Below are 7,270 nucleotides of genomic sequence, written 5' to 3'. Positions count from 1 at the left end.
CGCGAGCCGAAAATCCACTTTGCAACGTGTTCTTCTTTGCAAAGTTAGTTGAAGCCGTGCCCGCCGAAAGCGAAGTAATTAGTCGGAGCATTGCCAATATACATCTAACATTCAAAATAACTACTTGGCTTAACGCAGTCATTGCACTGATTTTATACTTTCTTAACTTATAAAGCAAAAAGCCGATACCTATCGTATCGACTTTCTGTATTGGGAGATTCATTCATGGGCAAATCTCTACAAGCTTGTAATGATTTCTACTATTATATGTCTTTGCGTTAAAACAGCACCGGCATTTCCCACAGGTTATCCACACATTTTTAACCCTCGACCTTATTTTATTGTTTATAGATGCCTTTACATTCTATAATTCACCACAATCCACAAGACACCCTAATTCTTCTGTATGATTCATATAACTTCATATCGCTTTTTTTCCATTATTTATCTTAGTAAAAAAACAGATCACCATTAAATACGAAGAATTTTTAAGCAATTCTACGTTATACAGTATAAAAACTTTATACAATATAAATTTTATAAATTTTTTATACTGTATGAATTTAAATGCTTGTTTCGATAATCGCTTCTTTTTCCTATACTAGTATAGGACGACAAAGTTCGACAGTATTAATGGAGGTGCTAGCATTGTTAGAATTTAAACACGTTTCCAAGCAATTTGAAGACGGTACAATAGCCGTTAAGGATCTGAATTTACATATTAAAAAAGGTGAATTTGTTTGTTTTATTGGTCCAAGTGGATGTGGTAAAACAACCACAATGAAAATGGTCAATGGCCTCATTAATAAAACAGAAGGATCCATTCTTGTTGATGGAAAAGATGTGATAGAGCAAGACCCTGTAAAATTACGACGATCTATCGGATATGTGATCCAGCAAATTGGCCTCATGCCACATATGACAATTAAAGAAAATATTGTGCTTGTTGGAACACTATTAAAATGGTCAAAAGAACAGAAAGATAAACGCGCACGGGAATTATTACAACTAGTAGATATGCCGGAGGAATTTCTTGATCGATACCCACATGAATTAAGTGGAGGCCAGCAACAACGTATTGGAGTACTTCGTGCCTTAGCAGCAAATCCACCATTAATTTTAATGGATGAACCTTTTGGAGCACTTGATCCAATTACAAGAGATGCGCTGCAAGAGGAATTTAAGAAACTGCAAAAAGAACTGGATAAGACTATTGTCTTTGTAACACATGACATGGATGAGGCGTTGAAGCTTGCCGACCGTATTGTGATTATGAAAGATGGACAGATTGTCCAAGCAGATACTCCAGATGAGATTCTGCGAAATCCAGCAGATGAATTTGTAGAAGAATTTCTAGGTAAGGATCGATTAATTCAAGGTCGACCTGATGTTACTACGGTCGAACAAATCATGGAGCATTCACCTGTAACAGTACAAATGGGAACGACATTGAAATCTGCTATATCTACAATGAAAGATAGACATGTAGATTCATTGTTAGTGGTAGATAGTGAGAATAAGCTCCAAGGCTTTATTGACATAGAAGGTATTAATTTAAACTATAAAAAGATGCATCTTGTAGAAGAAATAATGGAGAAAGAGTTATTTTTCGTCTCTCGCTATAGTCTATTACGTGATACCGTTCACAAAATTCTCCGTAGAGGAGTGAAATATGTGCCTGTTGTTGATGATGAAAAAAAACTAGCAGGAATTGTGACACGTGCGACATTAGCTAACCTCGTCTATGACACGATATGGGGCGATGGTATGGAGACGAATGAAATACTAGCTGCAACAGGAGCAGAGTAGGAGGGAAGCAAAAATGATGGATTTTCTTGCAGAATACGGTCATGAACTGTTTGTTAAAACGTGGGAGCATTTATATATATCACTAGCAGCGATTATTCTCGGCGTTTTAGTCGCTGTACCGCTTGGAGTTATCTTATCGAGGAAACCGAATTTTGCCGATCGTTTCATCTCATTTATTGGTATTTTACAAACTATTCCAAGTCTAGCAATTCTAGCATTTTTCATTCCCATCATGGGAGTTGGGAAGATTCCGGCGATCTTCGCACTATTCTTCTATTCCTTGTTACCGATTTTACGTAATACATATATTGGTGTGCGTGATGTTGATCAGGGAGTAAAAGAAGCAGGTAAAGGAATGGGAATGAGCAATTGGCAATCGATTGTGAAGATGGAGCTTCCTTTATCTCTACCGGTAATTATGGCAGGTATTCGCTTATCGACTGTTTATCTTGTTGGTTGGGCAACACTTGCAGCTTTCATTGGCGGTGGAGGACTTGGTGACTTTATTTTTGATGGATTGAACTTATATCAACCGTCTCTAATTATTGCTGGGACAATACCGGCTACGATACTTGCCTTAATTGCAGATCGCTCACTTGCATTTTTAGAAGATTGGTTAACACCTGATGGATTAAAGGATTCTTATAAAACGGCATAAACTTGGAGGTGTAAATGTGAAAAGAATGATTTATAAAGGCAGCATATTACTTCTACTATTTGTGTTCCTTTCTGGCTGTTCCTTGCCTGGACTAGCAAGTACAACAAGTGAAACAATTAAAATTGGGGCATTAGGTACATCGGAATCCCAAATTCTTGCGGAAATGCTGTCAATCATGATTGAGAGAGAAACGGATGCAGATACGGACTTAGTGACGCATCTTGGGTCATCTATCGTTCAGCATCAAGGCATGACTAGAGGGGATCTGGATATTACAAGTACACGTTATACAGGAACAGATTTATCTGGAGCTCTTGGTATGGACCCGATCACCGACCCAGATAAAGCATTACAAATTGTAAAACGTGAATTTCTAGATCGTTTCCATCAAACTTGGGCGGCTCCATATGGATTTGAAAATAGTTATTCTGTAGCTGTGACAGAGGAATTCGCCAAAGAAAATGATATTGAAACGATATCTGATTTAGAGCCTTATGCGAATGATTTACGTTTCGGTGTTGATAATGCTTGGATTAATCGTAAAGGGGACGGATATGACGGATTTCAAGAAACCTATTTTTCTTTTGGAGAGGTTTTTCCAATGAACATCGGTCTCGTGTATCAAGCAGCCGCTAGTGGCTATATGGATGTTGTTCTAGCATATTCTTCTGATGGACGGATTAAAGAATTTAATCTGAAAGTGCTTGAAGATGATCGACAATTCTTCCCACCTTATGACGCTTCACCAGTGATTGCTAATAAGGTACTAGAGAAATATCCAAAAATTCAAGAGATCACGCAACGACTAAATGATCAAATCTCTACGGAAACCATGCAAGAGCTAAATTATCAAGCAGATGTGGAATTAATAAACCCTCGGAAGGTAGCTAAACAATTTCTTGAAGAACATAATTACTTTGAGCAGTCAGTAAAGGCGGGTGAGTGAAATGGAAACATTGGAACAATTTATCCATTATGTTAGTCAGAATAGCGGTTATATCTGGGTGCAGTTTTACAGGCATTTTCTAATGGCTGCCTATGGTGTATTATTTGCAGCAATTATTTCCATTCCGCTTGGTATACTGATTGCAAAATACGGGAAATTAAGCAGTTGGGTACTGGCTTTCGGCAGTATTATCCAAACAATACCAGCATTAGGAGCAATGGCTGTTATTATGATTGTAATGGGACTTGGTACGAATACTGTAATAGTTACCCTGATGCTTTATTCCATTTTGCCAATTACGCAAAATACATATGTTGGCATGAAAGAGGTTAATAAAGATGTGGTTGAAGCTGGATATGCCTCTGGAATGACTCGATTTCAACTGCTTCGCATGGTTGAACTGCCTCTTGCAGTTAGTGTTATTATGGCAGGGCTTCGCACCGCGCTAGTTATTGGTATCGGTATTGCAGCAATCGGAGCTTTTGTTGGTGCTGGTGGTCTAGGGGCGATTATCCTTACTGGAACAAATGCAACGGAGGGCACACCAATCATTCTTGCCGGTGCTATTCCAACTGCGTTAATGGCGATTATTGCTGACCTGATTATGGGATGGATTGAACGGAAACTGCAACCGGTGAAATCTTCTAAGTAAGGTTCAATGAACAGTTTAACGAGGAGGGAAATGATGAAGGCTCATAACCTGTTGATAGATAAGAATATAATCTGTGAATTATCGGATGGAACGATTTTACGATCCGATGTTTACCGTCCCACTGAAGCAGGAGAATTCCCAGTTCTTATGTTAAGGCTCCCATATAACAAGGAAACGCCTCGCTATTATAACGAGTACCTAGAAGTACCACGAATGGTAGAAGCGGGTTATGTGGTAATACTCCAAGATGTACGAGGAAGATACGCCTCCGATGGAGAATTCTATCCATTTGTACATGAAGGAAAAGATGGTTATGAGGCAGTAGAATGGGCGGCTCGTCTCCCATTTTCTAATGGAAAAGTCGGATTGTTTGGCATGTCTTATCATGGTTATACACAACTTGCTGCTGCAGTGGAACAACCACCATCTTTAAAAGCCATAGCCCCTGTTATGACAATGGCTGATCCTTTTGGAGATATGATTGGTACTGGATCAACTCCTCATGCGATTGGCAAGTTTGAAACATGGGTGTTAGGTTCCATTATAGAGGATCAATTAAAACGAAAAAATCAGTTAGATGACTTACAGCTAAATCATTATTTGGAACATATAACCGAATATTTGCATGAGGCACCCGCCAGCCAGTGGTCACCAATGAAGGACCTTGATCCAGACTCATTTTTCTTTGATGTTATGCAAGGAAGGTTGGACGATCATTTCATCGAACGTGTGCAGTTGGAGAGCCAATTACGCGATGTAGATATACCAGCTCTCTTTATGGGAGGGTGGTTTGACGCATTGCTTTCCCAAACATTACAAGCCTATAAAGCATATCATGGGGAAAAAATGCTGTGGATTGGTCCGTGGACGCATGAACAAATGACTGGTCATGCTGGTGAAAAATTCTTTGAGGTCGCAGCTAAGAATATAGGTGTTGACCAAATAACAGACCCTACCGAAGTGCATATACAATGGTTTGATAAATGGTTAAAAGATAAGCCATTGTATATCCAAAAACCGGTACAACTCTATTTGATGGGACAACAAAAATGGGCGGCATACGAAGAATTCCCTATCGTTAAACAACAAGAATATTTTTTGGAAAGTAACGGTAAGTCGCAGACAAGTGCAGGAGATGGAAAGTTAGTTTCCATTCCGTCTTGTCAGGTGACAGAAAGTTCACTTACACTTGATCCATACAATCCTGTTCCAACTCGTGGAGGGGGTTCGTTGATAGCAGGTGTTGATTCAGGTATATTTGATATAAACGATCTGCATGAACGTAATGATGTGCTTGTTTATACAACGAAGCCGATAAGTAATGATATCCAACTATTAGGCACACTCAAAGCAGAAATTTGGTGCTCTTCTCCAACAAGCTTATGTGATATTTCTTTACGAATAGCTGATGTAGATCCAAGCGGTCGAGCATGGGTACTAATGCACTCATTTCATCGTGAAAAGGTGATAGACAGCCACCCAATTTGTTTATTAGCAGAAATTGGAACAACTGCATATACGTTACCAAAGGGCCATCAGATACGGCTAGATATTGCAGCAAGTAACGCACCGTTGTATGATATTAATTTAAACAACGGTAAGACAACAAAAACCCATAAAGATGGGGTTGTAGCGAATGAAACGATTTATCATGGAGGAAAAATGGCATCCAAAATCATTGTTCCATTTACAATGATCTAATTGTAGAATCAATTGTTAAAGATGTTATTCTATTATTCCTTTCCCTTGGCAAATTATATAAATAATATGTTGCTTTCATCATTTTGGTTTTTAGCTACAATGTGGTACAGTTCAAAGAGCATGCCAATAAGGAGATTTATACAATGAATAATACAGAACAAATTGAAAATGTTAAAACACAATTTATTGAAAAGATAACAGATAATATGAACGCCTTTGGGGTATCGACAAGTGTTGGACGCGTGCTTGGTATCATTTATATGAATAGAGAACCAATGACTCTAGACGAGCTATCTGCTGAGACCGGAATGAGCAAAACCAGAATGAGTCAGGTTGTTCGGGAAATGATTGATATGAACATTGCTGAGCGTGTATTTAAGAAAGGTGTCCGAAAAGATTTATATCAAGTGGAAGAAGATTATTATCAGACATTTATTTCTCTGTTCATATTTACATGGCAAAAGGCGATTAATCGTAGCCGAAATTTTGAACAACGGTTAATTCAAAAATTAGATACATTACAACAAGAAGCAGATGTAACAGCAGAAAATGAACAAGCAATTAATGAGCTTCTCCATGAAATACGAGAGTGGATGGATTACTATGACTGGATTCAACGAGTTACTGAATTCTTCGCAAGTGGTGAAATATTCGAGCACGTACCCAAAAAACAACCTTAAAATGGAAAAAGCGGTGTTTTCGTATAAAGTTATTACTTTTGCGAATTCACCGCTTTTTGTAAGTCCCTTCTGGAACTCGTATACCATCAGTAGAAAAAGTTTTCCCATCTCCCCATTCAGAAGCGTTTAAAAGATGTTGATGCTTGAAATCCATCCAAACTTAGGCATTTAGGAGCGTAGTTACAGTCAGGGCATGGTATGATAAGAGCATCGATCTATCTAAAGTGAAACTTCTATCCGTAGGGTTTTTGTTTATCCCCACGAATGGTTAGGTGAACCAATCGGACATTTACTGGCAGTTGATCCCCCTTTTATCCATATTAGTTTTTCTCTTTATTACATGAAGTGGGGAGCTTACTGCCAGTTATTTGCGGGATAAGGACGGTCCATATTACTACTACGTACAGGTGGGAGCAACAATGAATCATTTTCCTGAATTAACAAACATTGCTGGGATTGACCATTTTATCGATACAAATCGTCTTGCCTTTCTCTATGTATCTCGTCAAGGTTGTAGTGTATGTCATAGCTTATTACCACAAGTGGAATCACTCATGGAGAATTACCCTAAAATAAACGCTGTACATATACGAGCAGAGCAGGTGGAAGAAGTGGCTGGTCATTTTTCCATTTTTACAGTTCCCGTGCTTCTTCTATTTGTAAATGGAAAGGAATATATACGAGAGGCAAGAATGGTGCATATGGATCTATTAGCTGCTAAATTAGATCGACTATATACAAATCTGGACAGATTAGATTGACAATAGTCCTGTTTAGACAAGTGTACTTTTTCATATAGCTGTTACGTTATCGTTTCTAATAAG

8 protein-coding genes are annotated in these 7,270 nt (G+C 38.4%); 7 read left to right on the top strand and 1 reads right to left on the bottom strand.

Features of this window, described 5'->3' with window-relative positions; genetic code table 11:
* Positions 1 to 223, bottom strand: a 223-nt coding sequence (locus JUJ52_RS22230; RefSeq protein WP_228089201.1) for a hypothetical protein, incomplete at its 3' end; no start/stop codon positions are given.
* Between the two features lie 425 nt (positions 224 to 648).
* Here JUJ52_RS22230 and JUJ52_RS22225 point away from each other — a divergent pair.
* The 7 genes from JUJ52_RS22225 to JUJ52_RS22195 all read left to right on the top strand — a co-directional run bounded on the left by JUJ52_RS22225 (position 649) and on the right by JUJ52_RS22195 (position 7,207).
* Positions 649 to 1,809 (top strand): betaine/proline/choline family ABC transporter ATP-binding protein, encoded by a 1,161-nt coding sequence (locus tag JUJ52_RS22225; protein ID WP_026679646.1) that lies wholly within the window; start codon positions 649 to 651, stop codon positions 1,807 to 1,809.
* Positions 1,810 to 1,822: 13 nt separating this feature from the next.
* Complete coding sequence (locus JUJ52_RS22220; protein WP_026679645.1) at positions 1,823 to 2,467, top strand: ABC transporter permease; 645 nt, start codon at positions 1,823 to 1,825, stop codon at positions 2,465 to 2,467.
* A gap of 25 nt (positions 2,468 to 2,492) precedes the next feature.
* Positions 2,493 to 3,413: an osmoprotectant ABC transporter substrate-binding protein gene (locus tag JUJ52_RS22215; protein WP_205389735.1), complete on the top strand. Its 921-nt coding sequence runs from the start codon at positions 2,493 to 2,495 to the stop codon at positions 3,411 to 3,413.
* Position 3,414: 1 nt separating this feature from the next.
* On the top strand, positions 3,415 to 4,065 hold the full coding sequence (locus JUJ52_RS22210; protein WP_205389518.1) for an ABC transporter permease: 651 nt from the start codon (positions 3,415 to 3,417) through the stop codon (positions 4,063 to 4,065).
* A 33-nt stretch (positions 4,066 to 4,098) separates the two neighbouring features.
* A complete protein-coding gene (locus JUJ52_RS22205; RefSeq protein ID WP_205389517.1) occupies positions 4,099 to 5,766 on the top strand; it encodes a CocE/NonD family hydrolase in 1,668 nt (555 codons plus the stop codon).
* A gap of 143 nt (positions 5,767 to 5,909) precedes the next feature.
* Positions 5,910 to 6,446, top strand: a complete 537-nt coding sequence (locus JUJ52_RS22200) for a GbsR/MarR family transcriptional regulator (protein WP_026679642.1) — start codon at positions 5,910 to 5,912, stop codon at positions 6,444 to 6,446.
* A gap of 419 nt (positions 6,447 to 6,865) precedes the next feature.
* Complete coding sequence (locus tag JUJ52_RS22195; protein WP_205389516.1) at positions 6,866 to 7,207, top strand: thioredoxin family protein; 342 nt, start codon at positions 6,866 to 6,868, stop codon at positions 7,205 to 7,207.
* The last annotated feature ends 63 nt before the right edge of the window (positions 7,208 to 7,270 follow it).

It is taken from the genome of Virgibacillus sp. AGTR (assembly GCF_016919725.2).
GTDB lineage: Bacteria > Bacillota > Bacilli > Bacillales > Amphibacillaceae > Virgibacillus > Virgibacillus salarius.
Note: the sequence above shows the minus strand (reverse complement) of the source record. Positions and strands in the feature narration are given on the sequence as shown.